This window comes from Paenibacillus enshidis (genome assembly GCF_042136365.1).
Lineage (GTDB): Bacteria > Bacillota > Bacilli > Paenibacillales > Paenibacillaceae > Paenibacillus > Paenibacillus enshidis.
Map to the genome: position 1 here is coordinate 1 of NZ_JBHHMI010000032.1, position 16,784 is coordinate 16,784.

A 16,784-nucleotide genomic window follows, 5' to 3' on the forward strand; every position below is an offset into this window, starting at 1 on the left:
CACGAACCAAATGGCTTCGCGGATCGGTTTTACGATGTAAAACCTACTCACTCGTTGTTCAGTTTTCAAAGATCAAATTCTTGATTCACCGCTGATTCATCATCTTTCAGCAACTCTTATAATATATCACGTTTAATCATCAATTGCAACACTTTTTTTTGAAATTTTCTGAGTTACCCGTGTATATCAAGTTACGCACTATTTTAGCGGCAAGAATTAATATATCACATTACGCTACAAGAAAGCAAGCTTCAAGAAATAATTTCTTCAATGTAAAGGTTGGTAAGCTGTACAAGGTTTATAATCTCTCCATCAATATTGACCATAGGGCGAGTGGGATGATCCCTGTCTGCAAATACAATTTCTCCTGACCGTTGATCATTCAGCCGAATTTTTGTCCCTATTCCAAGCTGAGTGGCTTTGCTAATGAAGGTTTGCACGATAGCCGGATCCAGCTTGCCGAATGCCTCGCTTTTGATCTCTTCCAGCACCAAATAGGGGGACTGCGCCTTACGATATGCCTTTTGCAATGTCATCGCATGGAAAATATCGGCCACGCTCACAATTCTGGCGTAAATATGCGTTTCCTGCCCCCTGATCTTCATCGGATAGCCGGACCCGTCTACTTTTTCGTGATGCTGAAGAGCAGCCAGACGCACACCTTCATTGATCCCTTTAACCTTTGTGAGCAATTCATACCCGTAAGTGGTATGCTTTCTCATTTCAGCAGCTTCCTCTGTTGTAAGAGCGGAAGGCTTGTGAAGTATATTGTGATCCACCCTTGCATTTCCAATGTCATGAAGCAGGCCTGCAAATGCTGCCGGTATCCAGTCTTTTTGCGGAAGCCCTGCCCATCGTGCAAGCAAATAGGAGGTGAGCGAGCACATGACCGCATTGTGGTACATATAATCCTCATCAGACATGGATCGTGGAGTGAACGTGATCACATTATATTTGTGTATGTAGTTAAACATCTCCTTTAAGCGAGTACGCAGCTCCAATACCGGCAGCTCTGCAACGAGAATTAGATGGAAGGCCTGCTTAACAAGCAGCAAAGTCTTATCGTATGCCTCATGAAATTTCCCCCATTCATTCTCTTCAGCCATAAAAGCAAATGGTGCAACGGTTATGTTCTTGACCTGCTGCTTCGCTGTTTGCATAATACTTTCCAGCGATTTATAGCCTTGGGCAATCTGGTCCACTTCAATTTCTATTTCTTTGATCAAAAATGCATGCAAAATCTCCAAATCGCGAGGAAGCAGAATCTGCCCCTTAGGAAGCAGAACACTCCCAAGCTCCGTATGAACATCACTTTTCAGTTTAAATCCGGGGACCACATCTTTAATGGATAGCATTGTCATTGTTGTCCAGAACCTCTCTATCGACTTTTAACGTGAACACCACTATTTAACAGCTTGAGTCAATTATATTACTTTTATCATAGCTCTGCACATCACTTCGTCTTTTTCTCATGGCTTAAGACCTATGGAATGATATGCTAAATCAAAAAAGGGATTCCCTTACGGAACCCCTTCCACTATCCACTTCTATTGCTGCTCTTCTGCTGAATCGTCACTGCTACTTTCAATCGGATCCTGAGCATCTGCTTCATTCTCCAATAGTTCATCCATCAGCTCTTCCGATTCTTCGCTCTTGTTGACGCGGCATACCGTTGCAACGGCATCCTCTTCACGAATATTGATCAGCTTAACACCCTGTGTATTCCGTCCCATGGTGGATATGCCCTCCATACTGGTACGGATGAGCGTGCCGCTGGCCGTGATGATCATAAGGTCTTCTTCCGTCTTAACAACCTTGAGTCCCACAACCGGTCCATTTTTCTCCGTGATGTTAATCGTTTTAATCCCTTTGCCGCCACGACTTTGAACACGGTATTCCGCAGCAGGTGTCCGCTTACCGTAGCCTCTAGTCGTTACGATCAGGATATCCAGCTTTTGATCCACGATATCCATACCAATGACCGTATCTTCTTCATCAAGGGTAATCCCCTTGACACCTGTAGCACTTCTTCCCATAGAACGAACATCGCTTTCCGGGAAGCGGATGGACATGCCGTTGGCGGTACCGATAACCATTTCCTGTTCTCCATCCGTCAGCTTCACTTCAATCAGCGTATCATCTTCACGAAGGTTGATTGCAATAAGCCCGCCTTTGCGAATATTTACATAATCAACAAGCGGCGTCTTCTTGATGAGACCTTGGCGTGTCGCGAAGAAGAGATACTTTCCATCCTCAAACTCCTCGACCGGAATGACCGCATTAACCGATTCACCCTGTTCAATCTGGATCAGATTGATGATCGGTGTTCCGCGTGCCGTCCGGCTCAGATCCGGAATCTCGTAAGCCTTAATCCGGTAAACCTTGCCTTTATCGGTAAAGAACATCAAATGATGGTGGGAGTTCGTTACAAACAGATGCTCTACAAAATCCTCCGTTTTGGTATCCATCCCCACAACGCCCCGACCGCCGCGTTTCTGGTTGCGATATGTCGTAACCGGCAGTCGCTTGATATAACCGGTGTGAGTAATGGTGATGACCACATCTTCACGCGGGATCAGATCCTCATCGAGGATGCTCTCTTCACCGACTGTAATCTCGGTACGGCGTTTATCAACGAAGCGTTCCTTTAGTTCATTCAGTTCTTCACTAATAATATTCAGGACAAGATGCTCATTTGCCAGAATTTCACGGTATTCCTGGATTTTCTGCAGCAGCTCGTTATACTCATTCTCGATCTTCTCGCGTTCCAAGCCTGTAAGGCGCTGCAGACGCATATCCAGAATCGCCTGTGCTTGCTCCTGACTGAGTGAGAAACGCTCAATCAATCCTTCACGCGCCGCATCGGTCGTTGGAGAGGAACGGATAAGGGCGATGACTTCATCCAGATTATCAAGTGCAATCCGTAGTCCTTCCAGGATATGGGCTCTGGCTTCTGCTTTTTTCAGATCAAATTCCGTCCGGCGACGAATCACTTCGATCTGATGCTGCAAATAATGATAAAGAACATCCCGCAAAGTCAGAATCTTCGGCTCATTGTTGACAATAGCCAGCATATTGATGCCGAACGTCGACTGCATCGCGGTGTGCTTGAACAGGTTATTCAATACCACATTAGGATTGACATCCCGGCGCAGCTCGATGACAACCCGCATACCGTTACGGTCGGACTCGTCGCGAAGATCTGTAATTCCTTCAATCCGCTTATCACGGACAAGCTCAGCAATTTTCTCGACCAAGCGTGCCTTATTTACCTGAAAAGGTAGTTCGTCCACAATAATCCGCGCTTTGCTGCCGATCTCCTCAATGGTGGTCTTCGCACGCATCGTAACAGAACCTCTGCCTGTCTGATAGGCCTGCCGGATCCCCGAACGTCCCAGGATATAACCTGCTGTCGGGAAATCGGGTCCTTGGATATAATCCATCAATTCCATGGATGTGATATCCGGGTTCTTGATCATGGCCTGAACCCCGTCAACGACTTCTCCCAGATTGTGCGGAGGAATATTCGTAGCCATACCAACCGCAATCCCGCCTACACCATTCACCAGCAGGTTGGGGAATCTGGCCGGCAATACAACCGGTTCACTCTCTTCGCCATCATAGTTAGGCATGAAATCGACCGTTTCTTTATTCAGGTCGCGCAGCATTTCCATTGCGATTTTGGAAAGGCGGGCTTCCGTATAACGCATCGCTGCCGCCATATCGCCGTCAATGGAGCCAAAGTTACCGTGCCCCTCAACCAGCATGTAGCGAAGGGAGAAGTCCTGTGCCATACGCACCATAGTCTCATATACCGGCGAGTCACCATGGGGATGATACTTACCGATCACTTCACCGACAATTCTTGCTGACTTTTTAAAAGGTTTATCCGGAGACATACCAAGCTCGGACATCGCATACAGGATACGACGGTGAACCGGCTTTAATCCGTCCCGCACATCCGGCAGGGCACGGCTGACAATAATACTCATCGCGTAATCCATAAACGATTCACGCATTTCAGTACCGATGTCCCTGTTCACGATCTGCGGGTTATTTTTTTCCGCCATGCTGGACCTCCTCTTTCTTATACCACTCTGCACTAATCTATTGTGAAAAGCCTGCAAGGCTCAAAACGCCGTCCAAACGCTATACTACATCCTTATAATTATAATATTTTCACAATCAGATCACAATTAAACGTATGTTAAAAACTCAACCTTCGCAGCATGAAGTCGGCAAACAAACCAGATATAACTGGGTGAAAATACCTCACAAAACAATTCATACTAATATTAAAGTTGATTTTTTACTCTGCGAAAGTTGAGTTAAAAAGCGACCGCACAGGAAATTAAGAAAAACGTCTGGGGATTCGCCCTGCCTTTTCCCCCTACTCAACATACAAATAATATATACGGCTCATTCGCCCGCCATTTTCACAATTCCATCTGGAAATACCGGAGATTATCAGGGTATGAACACATGAAAAAAAACAGAAGTTGTTTTATTATGCAATAAACACAAAAAAACGCCGTATTTCTTTATTATATCACTGTTTTACTGGCTTGTCCTTTAGTTTGCCTGTTTTTGGAAATCCAATCTTTGTTGTCTGTTTTATGCTTCTGTAGTTTACATGAAAGGATGATGATCCTTGTCCATCCAACGGGTCTCCAGTAAATGGGCGAAAACAATCGCCATGCTGCGCAATCCCAAACTAATCCCTTATATTCCTGATACCAGATTATACAGCCGTGAGAGCCTGGAGGAAATGCTGAAAGCTTATAAGGTTGTTTATGTTAAGCCTGACTCAGGTACTTACGGATTGGGCGTGATGAGAGCTGAGGTTCCTCTGGAAATCGTCTTTCCCCCGGGAAATCTTTCTTCCATTCCTGACGGTCCTTACAGTCTCCGCTTTGGAACCAGCCGCAGCATTTACCAAACGCTGGGGGATCTGCATGAAGCGATCATGTCACAAATCGCCCGCCGCACGTATATTATTCAGCGTGGAATCCAATTGCTGAACTATCAGGGCCGGCCATTTGATCTACGCATCCTGACTCAAAAAAATTTGCAGGACCAATGGGAAACTACCGGCTTTATAGGGCGCGTGGCGGCCGCAGGAAAGGTGATTACAAATTATCATAGCGGCGGCAGCATAGCCGAGTTCCAAACGCTGCTGTCCGGCCACTCTGAACGTCAGGAGACCGCACGGCTGGAACGAAAGCTTGCATGGCTGGGAGAGAGGGCCGGCCGGCAGTTGGAAAGAAGCTTCCCCCGCCTAAAGGAGATCGGTTTGGATATCGCTGTAGACGAAAAGTTGCGGCCCTGGATTCTGGAAATCAACACCCTTCCTTCTCTTTACGTATTCGGCAAGCTTTCCGACAAAAATATTTACAAGCGGATACGAAAGTATGCCATTGCCTACGGCCGTATTCCCTCAAGCGCAGCCTCTGTCCCCACGAAAAAGTCCTCAACCCGAACAAAGAACAGACCTGCAACAATTTTTAAGAAAAAATCCTCGTCATAGCTCTGTGAAAAAGGCGCCCGAAGGCGCCTTTTTCACAGCCAGGTACTCAACCCGGCGATTTTTTAAAATTAAATATCCAAATTTCTAACGTATTTGGCGTGCTCCTGAATAAAGTTACGGCGTGGTTCAACATTGTCGCCCATTAGCGTATCAAAGAGCGAATCTGCCAGCATAGCGTCTCCAATGGACACCTGAAGCATCGTCCGGCTTTCCGGATCCATCGTAGTCTCCCACAGCTGGGTCGCATTCATCTCGCCGAGACCCTTATAACGTTGTACGTTAAGCTTTACATTCTCGCCGAATTCACGAATAATCTCATCACGCTCAGCCTCGGAGTTGGCGTAACGCACCACTTTGTTCCGTTCAATTTTAAACAGTGGCGGCTGAGCGATATATACATAACCCGCATCAATGATCTGGCGCATATACCGGTAAAAGAACGTGAGCAGCAGTGTACGGATATGGGCTCCGTCGACATCGGCATCCGTCATGATAATAACCTTGTGATAACGCGCCTTGGAAATATCGAAATCTTCTCCAATTCCTGTTCCCATTGCTGTCACCATGGCGCGAATCTCTTCACTGGACAAAATCCGGTCAAGACGCGCCTTCTCCACGTTCAGGATTTTACCGCGAATCGGCAAAATCGCCTGGAAGTGCCGGTCACGGCCCTGTTTGGCCGATCCGCCGGCTGAGTCCCCTTCGACGATGTACAATTCGCTGATGGAAGCGTCCTTGGAGGAGCAATCGGCCAGCTTACCCGGCAGGGAGCTGATCTCCAGCGCGCTTTTGCGGCGGGTCAATTCACGGGCCTTGCGGGCGGCTTCCCGCGCACGGGCGGCCTGCATCGCTTTATCCACAATGCGGCGGGACACGGAAGGATTTTCATCCAGAAACTCCTGCAGCTTCTCTGCAAAGAGGGATTCCACAATCCCGCGCACCTCGCTGTTGCCGAGCTTCGTTTTCGTCTGCCCTTCAAATTGCGGCTCCGGAATTTTGACGGAAATGATCGCCGTCAGACCTTCACGCACATCGTCACCGGTCAGGTTCGCATTGTTGTCTTTAATCATCCCCGCCTTGCGGGCATAGTCGTTGATAATCCGCGTCAAGGCGCTCTTGAAGCCGGATTCATGCGTCCCGCCCTCATGTGTGTTGATATTGTTGGCAAACGAATAGATATTCTCTGTATAGCTGTCATTGTACTGCAGCGCCACTTCCACCTGAATAGCGTCCCGTGATCCTTCTACATAGATCGGGTTTTCATGCAGCGCTTCCCTCTTTTCATTGAGGAACTCAACATATTGGCTGATTCCGCCCTCGTAATGAAAAGAAGCGCTATCTCCGGTTCTTTCATCCTTCAGGCTAATAGAAATTCCCTTGTTCAGGAAAGCCAGCTCGCGAATCCGGGTAAGCAGCGTATCATAGTCATAAACCGTGGTTTCTGTGAAAATTTCGTGGTCCGGGAAAAAACGGGTTTCGGTCCCGGTTTCCTCCGTCTCACCGATCACTCTTACATCATACTGAGGCGCGCCCCGGTGGTACTCCTGCTGATAAATATGTCCGTCCCGTTTAACGGTGACGAGCACCTTGCTGGAAAGGGCGTTAACAACGGATACACCTACCCCGTGCAGACCGCCTGATACTTTATAGCCCCCGCCCCCGAATTTGCCTCCGGCGTGCAGGACGGTCATTACAACCTCCAGGGCGGATTTTTTCATTTTGGCATGTTCACTGACTGGAATGCCCCGCCCGTTATCGATGACGGTAACGCTGTTATCTTCATGAACGATCACCTGAATAGTATCGCAGTATCCGGCCAAAGCTTCATCGATGCTATTGTCCACTACTTCCCACACCAGATGATGGAGCCCTTTAACGCTGGTCGAACCGATATACATGCCGGGCCGTTTGCGTACAGCCTCCAGCCCTTCAAGTACCTGAATCTCGCCCGCATCATAAGTTGGTTGATTCATAGACATGCCTTTCACCTACTTCTATAGATTCAATAGCTAACAATTGCGTTAAATGCAAGTTACGGAAATATATATGCTCAAGCAAGGTCGATAAATACATTTGCCCTTTTTTTCAGCGTGTTGGAAGAAATCGGGGAATAATAGACCGTGCTTTTGGTGACAACAATGGATTTGGCTTCTTCCTCGCTGATCATTTCAATATGCTTCTGCTTCTGGGCATGATTAACGTATTGTTTGGAGATTTTGGAGGATTTCTCAATAGAAATGTCAAAAATGGCAACAAGCTCGGAGGACCGTATAATTTTATCTCCGCCAAGATGAATATACATATACCGTTGTTCACTCCTTAAAATTCCACATGTCCGGCATGAACATGATAGATGCTGGCTTCCTTCAGCCGTCCGGTATTCAGACTTTCAATCCCGGTTGCGGTTATAAAAGTCTGGACTTTGCTCTGGAAGGTTTCTATGAGCTGTGTCTGCCTGTATGGATCCAGTTCGGAGAGAACGTCATCGAGCAGCAGTACAGGGTACTCGCCAATCTCCTCATGAATCAGTTCAATTTCGGCCAGCTTTAGAGATAGAGCCGTCGTTCGCTGTTGCCCCTGTGAACCGTAAGTATGCACTTCTTTCCCGTTAATGGCAAACGCCAAATCATCACGGTGAGGACCGGCAAGCGTCATGCCACGCCTGATTTCCTGATCTCTCATTTGTGATAACTTTAACATAAATCGGTCTAATAAAACAGCTTCATCTTCTTCCTCCGGCTCGCCGAAGGAAGAAACATAGCCTAATTTGAGCCCTTCACCGCCTCCGGTAATGCCCTGGTGGATCGCTTCAGCCCATTTTTGCAATTTCTTTATGAATTGTTTCCTTTTTTTCACAATCTTAACACCATGCTCAACCAGCTGCTCATTCCAGATATCCAGCATGACCTGAATCGATACAGGATCCTTGCCCCAAGCCTGCTTAAGCAGGTTGTTGCGCTGAAGCAGCACTTTTTGATACTGCTGCAAATGATAAAGATAACCAGGCGCTACCTGACCGATCTCCATGTCAAGAAACCGGCGGCGGACCCCCGGCGTTCCTTTTACGATTTCAAGATCCTCCGGCGCAAACATGACAACATTCAACGAACCTACAAAATCGCTGAGCTTCCGCTGCTCCAGACCGTTGATTTTTGCTCTTTTGCCCTGCGGGGATATGGCCAGTTCAAGCCTGACATCTCCATACTTCTTGCTGACAGAGGACGATAAATAGGCAGAGGAGCCGTCAAAAGAGATCAGCTCCTTGTCCTTTGCCGTACGATGGCTTTTGGTGAGTGCCAGTACGTAGATCGCTTCAACCAGATTGGTCTTGCCCTGCGCGTTCTGTCCAATCAGCAGATTCACTGGTCCGAACGAATTCAGTTCCAGCTGTGAGTAATTGCGGTAATGCTGCAAGTGGATGTTGTTCACAAACACGCTTGGTCCCCCTCATTCTATGACCTGGCGGAGGATTCTGCAGCCCTGCGGAGGCCGTCAGGAGCCGGCTGTCACCTCAAAGCTGCCTTCTCCATCTACCTCAACGGTATCCCCCGGATACAGCTTGCGGCCGCGGCGTTCTTCGCTCTCACCGTTGACGCGGACGGCTCCCTCCTGCAGCAGGGCTTTGGCCATGCCGCCTGTCGGTACACAATCGGCCAATTTCAGAAATTGATCGAGTTTAATAAATTCACTTTGGATGGATATCCGTTTCACGGTATATCGTTCCTTTCTTTTTTGACAGGCAAATTATCCACATGTGAATAATTTGCCCGTGATGTCAGCTCAGCCCGCTGCTGTTGATAATTTTAACCTATTGTCGGTTAAGGATATATGGGATTAGTTGGTGGTGCGGTAAGGCAGAATGATGTACAGCGCATTGCTGTCGTCTACCGGCTTCAAAATAATAGGACTCATAATGCCGGTAAAAGCAATCATGAGCTGCTCGCTATCCACGATTTTGAGCACATCCAGCATGTATTTGGAGTTGAAGGAAATTTTGAGCGGCTCGCCTTCAAATTTGGATACACCCAGCTCCTCGCGTACTTTCCCGAGCTCCGATGAGCTGGAGGAAATTTCAAGCCCCCCGTTTTCCATAGACTGCATTTTTACAATATTTGTTTTCTCCTCACGGGAGAGAAGATATGCCCGGTCAATGGACTCGCTCAAACTTTTTGTATCCACCACCAGTTCTGTTTTGTAAGAGGTCGGAATAATTCTAGAAGTATCAGGATATGTTCCGTCCAAAATGCGCGAGTAGAACAGGACGCGATCGATTTTGAACAGCACCTGGTTATCCGCTACCACGATATCAACCAGCGTATTCTGGTCAGGTATGATTTTGCTGAGTTCATTCAGCGTTTTACCCGCAATGACGACGTTGCTGAAGCGAAGCCCTTCGGCTGTTTCCAGATGTGCGCTGCGTGTAGCCAGCCGGTGGCGGTCCGTAGCGACAAACTTCAGCTCATTATCCGCAAGATTCCACAGCACGCCTGTAAGAATCGGAGTGGTCTCGTGGGTGGAAATGGAGAATACCGTCTGTTTGATCATATTTTTGAGCAGATCGCCAGGGATGGACAGCACCTGGTTCTCCTCAATGCTCGGCAAAACCGGAAACTCTTCCGGGTCCAGGCCGACCATCTGAATTTCAGTGGCTCCGGAGGAGATGAATGTCTGGAACTGGTCGCGTACCTCCATCTGCACCTCTTGCGAAGGGAGCTTTTTAATAATTTCCACAAAAAACTTGGCCGGCAGCACAACACTTCCCGGTTGATCCACCTGCACGATGGTTCGCTCCCCATCTTCGATCGGGATAAAGGATTGAATGGAGATGTCGGTATCGCTGGCGGTCAGCGTCAGTCCCTGATAGTTAACGTCCAGTTTGATGCCGCTCAGGATCGGGATCGTTGTCCGGCTGGAGATCGCTTTGGATACATGTTGAATGGCTTCGTTCAAAAATTGCTTTAAAATACTGATTTTCATAAGGTCCTCCTACAAGGGAATTGGCAAAAAGAAGGCTGCCTGCTGCGTGATCCGTGGTTGTTCTTTTATTCGGCGAAGCCGGTTCTTTTATGATGTATTCTTAATAAAAAATAGTAGTAATAGTAATAGGCGGCCTGAATATGTGGATAAGTAGGTATAAAGGCAACAAATGAAGCCTATCCACATGTGTATAGATTGTGCATAGGCTTTGAACTTGTTCACGATGTATTTTTGATTTTCTCTGTAATATTGTTAATAACTTTATACAGCTCCTGGTCGGCTTGAATCGATTTGGAGATTTTCTCATGCGCATGAATCACGGTCGTATGGTCGCGTCCGCCAAAAGCTTCTCCGATCTTGGGCAGCGAGTAGTCCGTCAGCTCACGTGACAGATACATAGCGATTTGCCGCGGAAAAGCGACCGCTTTGGTGCGCTTGCGTGCTTTAAAGTCTTCGAGCCGCAAATTATAATACTCGCCGACATGCTGCTGAATATCCTGGATCGTAATCATTTTCGGACGGCTGGAAGGAATAATGTCCTTGAGCGCTTCCGCAGCCAGATGGGTCGTTACATCCTGATTCGTAAGGGAAGAGTAAGCAACGACGCGGATCAACGCACCCTCGAGCTCGCGGATATTCGTGTCGATCTGGTTGGCGATATAAACCATCGCTTCATTCGGGATGTCCAGCTTCTCGGCCTTCGCCTTTTTACGCAAAATGGCAATCCGGGTTTCCAAATCCGGCGGTTGAATGTCCGTGATCAAGCCCCACTCGAAGCGGGAACGCAGACGCTCCTCCAGTGTCGGAATTTCCTTGGGAGGACGGTCGCTTGAAATAATGATCTGCTTGCGTTCTTCATGCAGCGCATTGAAGGTATGGAAAAATTCCTCTTGTGTTGATTCCTTGCCAGCCAGGAACTGAATATCGTCAATGAGCAAAATATCAATGTTCCGGTATTTGTTGCGGAAGCTTTCACCACGGTTATCCCGGATGGCATTGATAAATTCATTAGTAAATTTCTCGGAGGACAAGTACACGACCTTGCTGGCCGGGCTATGTTCCAGAATGTAATGGCCGATGGCATGCATCAGATGCGTCTTGCCCAGACCTACGCCGCCGTACAGGAACAGCGGATTATAGGCTTTGGCCGGCGCTTCGGCGACGGCCAGGGAAGCCGCATGGGCAAATCGGTTGCCGGATCCGATGACAAAGGTATCAAACGTATATTTCGGATTCAGCATATGAGAGACTGCTTCTTCCCGGACGACAGGCTGCTGCTGCGGGAGATGTTGGGGATCAGGTTCGGCAGGCTTGTTCTCCTCAATCACAAACTTGACGTCCACCTGATTCCCGAGCAGTTCATAGACGGTGGAGGCGACCAGCTTTGTATAGCGGCTCTCCAGCCATTCAACGGCAAAGGTTGTCGGTGCGGAAATCACAATGGAGTGATCATTCAGCTTCATGACCTTGGTCGCCTTAAACCAGGTATCAAAGCTTGGTTTGCTCAGTTTGGCTTGTATAATGGATAAAATTTGCTGCCATAATTCGGAAGTATGGCTCTCCACAGACTGTCACTCCTTTTAAATCCTCCAAATGTGGCTTAAGCCATAAGCACATAAAAAGCCCATCCGCTTCGGCGACAAAAACGGCACAAAACGAGGGGAAACGCAGCACAAATCATCCCGAAATCAGCACAAGTCGGAAGTTTTGCCTGTCCAGTGCAGGCATGACGGGCTTGGTGTTCGGGAGATGATTGAGCGATCCGATCCGTTCCTCTTCATTTTGCAGACCGGGTAAGGGATTTTAAATGTCGAAATGAAATGAAAATTGTAGAATATATCCCCAGAATCCAGAATGCACACAATCATATAAATATGGATAACTCAAAATTGTTCACAATTTTATCCACAGGCTGTTGATAAGATGGAGGGATAAATCACATATTCACAATCAAAAGTAATATAATCATAGCAAAAGAATCCCTCTATTTCAATGTATCCTTCGATTTTATCCACAAATTCAAGCTGTTGTGTATAATTTTTATTCACAACACAAGATATTGTTTATAAATTGTTCAGTTTTCGACATCAACCCTGTTTTTGACCAACCACTTATTCACAGGTTATGACGAAGCGACTCGCATTGAAAATGTTTATAAACATATGTGTATAACTATGACTGTCTGTCAAAGCTGTGGAAAACTTTTTTCTGTTAAAACGACTTTATTCCCAAAAGCATCTATTTGAGGATTGCTAAAAGTGAAAATTTCACATTGTTCGTTAAAGGAGGAGCAGGACGATAGCCTGAAAGAAGGTTGACATTCCATACTGTACATGATTAAATGTATAAAGGTGTTTTTTGTGGAGCTATGATGTTATTCCATATAAAACGTATTCCTTGTAAGGAGGTGCAATACATTGAGACCGACTTTCAAACCGAACGTCAGCAAACGTAAAAAAGTCCACGGCTTCCGCAAAAGAATGAGCACGAAGAACGGACGTAAAGTGCTGGCAGCGCGCCGTCAAAAAGGCAGAAAAGTATTGAGTGCATAATACGGGTGCATGGAGACCACTGCGGTGGTCTTTTTTTCATACATGTGTCTTTTTCATGAAGCTTGCACATGTCTGAAACTAGTTACTATATATATGAAGCTTTTTTTCAAAAAGGTTATATCCTGCATTCAGGGATATACTGAGAAGTATGGGTTTTGCGTCCGGGAAAGGTCAAAAAAGTGAGGAGCAAGGAGAAGCGCCGTGCAGAGAAAATTGCGTCTTCGTAACCGGGCGGACTTTTCGCGCGTATACCGCCATGGGAAATCTTTCGCCAATCATCAGCTTGTGGTGTATTGGTCCCGCCGAAAAGATGTGGATCAGTTCCGCGCAGGCATATCTGTCAGCAAGAAGATCGGTAATGCCGTTGTGCGCAACAGGATGCGCAGATTGCTTAAAGAAATCATCAGGCATCATGAACATGAAATTATGGAGCATGTCGACCTTATTTTTATTGTCCGTAAAGGCGCGGTAACGATGTCTTACAAAGAATTGGAGAAAAGCGTTCTGCATGTGATTCGCAAAGCGTCGCTGCTAAAGCCTGGGCATAGATAATAAGTTTCTTTGTATGGGCGGATATGATATCATTTATTTTGGAATGTAATGGTTAAGAGAGGGGTTATGAAGTGTCGCGTTTGAAGACAAAACAGGGTAGATGGCTTCTCCTGATAGCAGTAATTGGACTAGTTCTCCTGCTGGCCGGATGTGGTGCGGCCAATAATTCGTACACCACGGCCGATTTGGCCAACAGTAACTCATTCTGGCAGCGGAATGTGGTTTATTGGTTTTCTTATGCGCTGGACACGTTTGCCAAATGGTTCAACGGTGAATACGGCCTGGGCGTTCTCGTCCTGGTGATTATCGTTCGAACATTAATTTTGCCTTTGACACTCAAGCAGGTCAAGAGCTCGAAGGCGATGCAGGCCATTCAGCCTAAGCTTCAGGAAATACAGAAAAAATACAAAGATACACCGGAAAAAGTTCAGCAGGAAACGATGAAGCTATTCCAGGAGAACAAGGTCAATCCGATGGCCGGTTGTCTTCCACTTGTGGTGCAAATGCCAATCTTTATCGCGCTTTATAATGCTATTTATTATAATTCCGAGCTGCGGGAGCACACATTCCTGTGGCTGCAGCTGGGTGAACCCGACCGCTTCTGGATTCTTCCGATTTTGGCGGCGATCACAACGTTTGTACAGACCTGGATGATGATGAAACTGAATCCGACGCCGCAGCAGGGACCGATGCAGTTCCTCCTGTGGGTATATCCGGTTCTGATCTTCATCATGTCTTACCAGTTCCCGTCGGCACTGCCGCTGTACTGGTTTTACAGCAACATTTACACGATCGTTCAGAACTACTTCTTATACCGAAACAATGGTAAAATCGCGGCCATGGCTAATGTAAAGGCTGCCGAAGTTGCCAAATCGAGTTCCAAGGGCAATAAAAAAAGCGGAAAGAAGGGAGCCAAAAAATCGAGATGACGAAGGTCATAGCAACAGGAAAAACCATTGAAGATGCTGTAGAACAAGGGCTGTCCCAATTGGGGACAAGCCGGAAACATGTTCACGTTACCGTTTTGGAGCAGCCGTCAAAAGGATTCCTGGGCTTCATTGGGGCCAGGAAAGCGAAGGTAGAATTGACGATCCTTCCCGAGCCGGCTGTTGATGAGGCTAAAGTGGCAGCGTCATTTCATTTGCAGGATTCCCCGGTACAGCCCGCAGAAAAAGAGCATCTTGTAAAACAGTCTTCCGCTACGGTAGCAGAAGAGCCTGCAAGCAAAATTGATCCTTATGAAGAAGCAGTGCGGTTTGTACGCGAGACGGCTGCGGGAATGGGACTTGAGGTAGAGGTTGAGCTGCGCCGCGGCAAGGATGAGAGCATGATGGACATTTCCGGATCGGATCTGGGCATGCTCATCGGGCGCCGCGGCCAAACTCTTGACGCGCTTCAATACTTAACGAATATTGTGGCCAACCGTCATGCAGACGGCTACGTTAAGATCATTCTGGATGCTGAAAATTTCCGGCTGCGCCGTCAAAAGACACTTGAAAATCTGGCGGAACGACTGGCTGCCCAGGTGACCCGCACGGGCAAGGAAGTGATCTTGGAGCCCATGCCTCCCAATGAGCGCAAGACCATTCATGCGGCATTGCAGCGTCACTCCGAAGTAAGAACCTTCAGTAAGGGAGACGAGCCTAACCGGCGCGTCATTATTGCCAAGAAGTAAAGGATTGCAATGGCTTTCTGCATCACGCAGAGGCCATTGCTTTTTTTCAAGATATGTATGACGTGAATTTCCTAATGATTTTCTCTGAGAAAGAGGTGAAAGCTGTATGCTTGGCGATACAATTGCAGCCATTTCCACGGCTGTAGGAGAGAGCGGCATTGCTGTGATTCGTGTCAGCGGTCCGGACGCTGTAGTGGAAGTGGAACGTATATTCAAAAGTAAAACCCCGTTGAGAGAAGTGACGTCGCACACGGTGCATTACGGCCATATTCTGAATCCGGAGAATGACGAGAAGGTGGAAGAGGTACTTGTGACCGTCATGCTTGCACCGCGCTCCTTCACGATGGAGGATGTAGTGGAGATCAGCTCCCACGGGGGCATTGTTGCGGTTAAACGGGTGATGGATCTGCTGCTGCTGCAGAACATTCGGCTTGCCGAGCCAGGAGAATTCACAAAACGTGCTTTTCTGAACGGGCGAATTGATCTCAGCCAGGCGGAAGGGGTTATTGACCTGATCCGGTCCAAATCGGATAAGGCGTTCTCGATTGCATTGAAGCAGGTAGACGGCATGCTGTCTTCTAAAATCCGCAAGCTCCGTCATACGCTGGTAGAGACGCTGGCGCATATCGAGGTGAATATTGATTACCCCGAGCACGATGTAGAATCGATGACCTCCCAGTTCATTAAGGAAAAAAGCAGTGAGGTGATGGCTGAAATCGACCGGCTGCTGCAGACGGCGGAGCAGGGGAAAATATTGCGCGAAGGCATTACAACGGCGATTGTCGGCCGGCCGAATGTCGGCAAGTCGTCGCTGCTTAATACGCTGGTCCAAGGGGAGAAGGCGATTGTAACGGACATTCCGGGGACCACACGTGATGTGATTGAGGAATATGTGACGATCCGCAATATCCCGCTGCGGCTGCTGGATACTGCCGGCATTCGGGAGACTATGGACGTGGTGGAACAGATCGGGGTGGAGCGCTCCAAGAACGCGGTAAGTGAAGCAGACCTGATTTTGATGGTGATCAACGCCGGTGAGCCCTTGCATCAGGACGAGCTGGAATTAATGGAACAAATCCGCGGTAGACAAGCGATTGTCATTATGAATAAAATGGACTTACCTTCTCAGGTGGGGCGGGACATTTTGCAGCGTTATTTCCCTGAAGAGCTTATCATTCCAATGTCGGTAAAGGAAGAGCAGGGGCTTGAATTGCTGGAGGAGGGTATATCCAAACTGTTCTTCAGCGGCAAGCTGGAATCTGCCGATATGACTTATGTAAGCAATGTCAGGCATATTGCGCTGCTCAAAAAAGCGAAGCAGTCGCTGAAGGATGCCTATGAGGCGGCCGATCAATTTGTACCGATTGATATGATTCAGATTGATGTGCGACTGGCGTGGGAGCAATTAGGTGAAATTGTGGGCGATACGGCTCATGATGCGCTGATTGACCAAATATTCTCTCAGTTTTGTCTGGGTAAGTAAGTTTTACGGAAGCGAGAA

Annotated in this window: 14 protein-coding genes; 6 read left to right on the plus strand and 8 right to left on the minus strand. The window is 47.6% G+C overall.

Going from position 1 to position 16,784, the window contains the following annotated elements:
• Positions 1-251: 251 nt before the first annotated feature.
• Both ACE41H_RS22065 and gyrA read right to left on the minus strand, forming a co-directional pair.
• Positions 252-1,361: an HD-GYP domain-containing protein gene (locus tag ACE41H_RS22065; RefSeq protein WP_375357720.1), complete on the minus strand. Its 1,110-nt coding sequence runs from the start codon at positions 1,359-1,361 to the stop codon at positions 252-254.
• Positions 1,362-1,547: 186 nt separating this feature from the next.
• Complete coding sequence (gene gyrA, locus ACE41H_RS22070) at positions 1,548-4,070, minus strand: DNA gyrase subunit A (RefSeq protein ID WP_375357721.1); 2,523 nt, start codon at positions 4,068-4,070, stop codon at positions 1,548-1,550.
• A gap of 581 nt (positions 4,071-4,651) precedes the next feature.
• Here gyrA and ACE41H_RS22075 point away from each other — a divergent pair.
• Positions 4,652-5,527, plus strand: coding sequence for a YheC/YheD family protein (locus ACE41H_RS22075; RefSeq protein WP_375357722.1), 876 nt, complete (start codon positions 4,652-4,654; stop codon positions 5,525-5,527).
• Positions 5,528-5,595: 68 nt separating this feature from the next.
• Here the strand turns inward: ACE41H_RS22075 and gyrB are convergent, their stop codons facing one another.
• The 6 genes from gyrB to dnaA form a co-directional block, all read right to left on the minus strand.
• Positions 5,596-7,506, minus strand: coding sequence for a DNA topoisomerase (ATP-hydrolyzing) subunit B (gyrB, locus tag ACE41H_RS22080; RefSeq protein WP_375357723.1), 1,911 nt, complete (start codon positions 7,504-7,506; stop codon positions 5,596-5,598).
• A 71-nt stretch (positions 7,507-7,577) separates the two neighbouring features.
• Entirely contained in the window at positions 7,578-7,829 is a 252-nt protein-coding gene (gene remB / locus ACE41H_RS22085) for an extracellular matrix regulator RemB (RefSeq protein WP_375357724.1), read from the minus strand.
• A gap of 17 nt (positions 7,830-7,846) precedes the next feature.
• Positions 7,847-8,962 carry a DNA replication/repair protein RecF gene (gene recF, locus ACE41H_RS22090; RefSeq protein WP_375357725.1) on the minus strand — a complete coding sequence of 372 codons (1,116 nt, stop codon included), beginning with the start codon at positions 8,960-8,962 and terminating at the stop codon, positions 7,847-7,849.
• Between the two features lie 57 nt (positions 8,963-9,019).
• Complete coding sequence (gene yaaA, locus ACE41H_RS22095) at positions 9,020-9,238, minus strand: S4 domain-containing protein YaaA (protein WP_375357726.1); 219 nt, start codon at positions 9,236-9,238, stop codon at positions 9,020-9,022.
• Positions 9,239-9,361: 123 nt separating this feature from the next.
• A complete protein-coding gene (gene dnaN / locus ACE41H_RS22100; RefSeq protein WP_375357727.1) occupies positions 9,362-10,504 on the minus strand; it encodes a DNA polymerase III subunit beta in 1,143 nt (380 codons plus the stop codon).
• A gap of 218 nt (positions 10,505-10,722) precedes the next feature.
• Positions 10,723-12,069, minus strand: a complete 1,347-nt coding sequence (gene dnaA, locus ACE41H_RS22105) for a chromosomal replication initiator protein DnaA (protein ID WP_375357728.1) — start codon at positions 12,067-12,069, stop codon at positions 10,723-10,725.
• A gap of 852 nt (positions 12,070-12,921) precedes the next feature.
• On the opposite strand from dnaA, the gene rpmH reads away from it, so the two are divergent.
• The 5 genes from rpmH (at position 12,922) to mnmE (ending at position 16,766) form a co-directional block, all read left to right on the plus strand.
• Complete coding sequence (gene rpmH, locus ACE41H_RS22110; protein ID WP_068778604.1) at positions 12,922-13,056, plus strand: 50S ribosomal protein L34; 135 nt, start codon at positions 12,922-12,924, stop codon at positions 13,054-13,056.
• A gap of 201 nt (positions 13,057-13,257) precedes the next feature.
• Positions 13,258-13,608 carry a ribonuclease P protein component gene (gene rnpA, locus ACE41H_RS22115; RefSeq protein WP_375357729.1) on the plus strand — a complete coding sequence of 117 codons (351 nt, stop codon included), beginning with the start codon at positions 13,258-13,260 and terminating at the stop codon, positions 13,606-13,608.
• Positions 13,609-13,679: 71 nt separating this feature from the next.
• Entirely contained in the window at positions 13,680-14,537 is an 858-nt protein-coding gene (locus ACE41H_RS22120; RefSeq protein ID WP_375357730.1) for a YidC/Oxa1 family membrane protein insertase, read from the plus strand.
• On the plus strand, positions 14,534-15,283 hold the full coding sequence (gene jag, locus ACE41H_RS22125) for an RNA-binding cell elongation regulator Jag/EloR (RefSeq protein WP_375357731.1): 750 nt from the start codon (positions 14,534-14,536) through the stop codon (positions 15,281-15,283). The genes ACE41H_RS22120 and jag overlap by 4 nt, the downstream gene beginning before the upstream one ends.
• Positions 15,284-15,389: 106 nt before the next feature.
• Positions 15,390-16,766: a tRNA uridine-5-carboxymethylaminomethyl(34) synthesis GTPase MnmE gene (gene mnmE / locus ACE41H_RS22130; RefSeq protein ID WP_375357732.1), complete on the plus strand. Its 1,377-nt coding sequence runs from the start codon at positions 15,390-15,392 to the stop codon at positions 16,764-16,766.
• The last annotated feature ends 18 nt before the right edge of the window (positions 16,767-16,784 follow it).